The 1,972-nt window shown below is 32.9% G+C and carries 1 protein-coding gene and 1 pseudogene; both read left to right on the top strand.

Translation table 11 applies throughout. The features are described from left to right. Positions 1 to 248 precede the first annotated feature (248 nt). Positions 249 to 430 (top strand): annotated as a pseudogene (locus GGQ92_RS16220) (acetyltransferase); the annotation flags it as partial. 362 nt (positions 431 to 792) lie between these two features. Beyond that, the gene (locus GGQ92_RS16215) at positions 793 to 1,644 is read left to right on the top strand and encodes a hypothetical protein (RefSeq protein ID WP_184251352.1); all 852 of its coding nucleotides are present in this window, start codon (positions 793 to 795) and stop codon (positions 1,642 to 1,644) included. Positions 1,645 to 1,972: the final 328 nt, after the last annotated feature.

Here is a 1,972-nt window from a genome sequence, read left to right as displayed (position 1 = left end):
AAAGGAATACATGGCAACGAATATAAATTATCAGATGTGCACTAGTTACGGCAAACAGAAAAGGACCGCGCAGTTTTTTTGCGCGGTTTTTCTTACTATTTTACAACGATTAGAACTAATACTATGTAGAAAAGTGTTTAAATATTTTTTTCATGTTGTGATAAAATTTGCAAGTTATCTTTAAACAATGATATAAAGGAGTGAGTTTAAGTCTGCTAAAAAATTCAAGCCAACTATAACAAGAAAAGATCAATGTCTCCGTTGGGGATTATCCGTACTACAATAGTAAACATGAAGAGTCATTTGAAGAACAAGTTCTATTCACTATGACGTAATAGGTGATGAACAAATTATAGGAAAGTTTTGTTCAATAGGTCCAGGAACAACCTTTATTATGAATGGAGCGAACCATCAAATGGATGGCTCAACGTAGATAGTTACGCAAAGTGTATGTACTAAAAGTTGAGAAAAATAAAACAAAAATTAAAAAGTATGACAGAGGATCGAAACACTATCAGTGAAAAGGATCATGATGAAATTACATACGCTTAGAGCAAATGAAAATGCAACGTACTACTGAGGATTACGTTATGGCAATTTAGTAGATTGTAGAAACTTTTCGTTTAAGAACGATTGTAACAAGGTCTTAAAAACATGTTTAAAAAATACGAACAACATATCGTATGGGTAAAAAATAGCACATTGGTTGAGCTATAATAAAAGATGTAAGGAAATTTAGATGAAAAAGAAAGAAGAATGATAGTTTATAAAAATAGAAAAAGGGAAGATAACATGAATAACACAATTACAAAAGAGCAATATCAAGCACTAAAAGAAACCGGATTAAACTTTGAAACCATTGCTCAAAAATACTTATCAGAAAATGAAATCGAAGCAATTCCCTTCCAAAAGGTATTGTCCTTAAAGCCCAAAGAAGGTGGAAGTTATGCAAACTATAGTAGCTTTGCTTATTGGATCGACCAAAAGAAAATGAAAGCTCATGAAGAAGCTGCAGCTAATATAGAAGTGTTACAAGATTGGGACAAGCTACAATCTGAAAATGCTACATTAAGGTCAGGTTTTGTATTGTTAGGTGTCAATGCTGGAGCAAAGGGAATGGACTTAAAAATCGCAGAAGGCACTGAAACATTAGATCACTTTGAAATGTTTCAAATTCGGAGTATTAAGTCAGGTGAAAAGCGTCAAGGCATTCCAAGCCCGATAAAATATAAAAATGCGCTGATGAAAAATGAAGATGATAAAGAATTCTATAATCAGGTAGTGAGTGGAACCTATATGACGGACTTCATAAAAGGATTCCCAACGAGTTATGGACCAGATATTAAAGGACACCTAAATGAGGCAATAAACAAATTAAACTATAATGAATCCCAAGGTGATGAGTTCTATAACCGATTTTGTAAATTGTTCGGAGAAATCTTAAAGAATGAACTAGACGTATTAGGTGGTAAAACACATACGTTAGTTGTTATGGGGAAAAACCCAAAGCAAAACATTGTCAATGAATTCTTGAAAAGAAGTGGACTAGATAAGGAATTCAGAATCGTAAATATTAGCCATTATTCAGGATCGCCATCATATACAGGGTTAGCTGAAGAGCTTAAAGAAGCTTTCACTATATAACAATAAAAAAGTAAAAGGAAATTATTCTCCTTTTGTAATATCGAGTAATACATAAAAGAGAGGGAATTATTAAAATAATCCGGCCTTGATTCCATTGTGAACATGTGAATTCAAGGTGTTTTATTTATAGTGTTGGGTGTAGAGGGGTTATAGATTTCCGAATCGATCAGAGACAAGGGGAGGAAGGAAAAATTTATGAGTAAAGATCCTAAAAAACCTCCCCATATTCTGACCGTATTGTCAAAAGTTTTAAAATAAAAACTTAATAAAACCTTAATTTAATAGTCTTTAAATGCAAAAAACTTGCCACCCCCCGAATCTTGGTGTT

The organism is Gracilibacillus halotolerans, from assembly GCF_014206945.1.
Classification (GTDB): domain Bacteria; phylum Bacillota; class Bacilli; order Bacillales; family Amphibacillaceae; genus Gracilibacillus; species Gracilibacillus halotolerans.
This window is presented reverse-complemented; position numbering and strand designations above follow the sequence as displayed.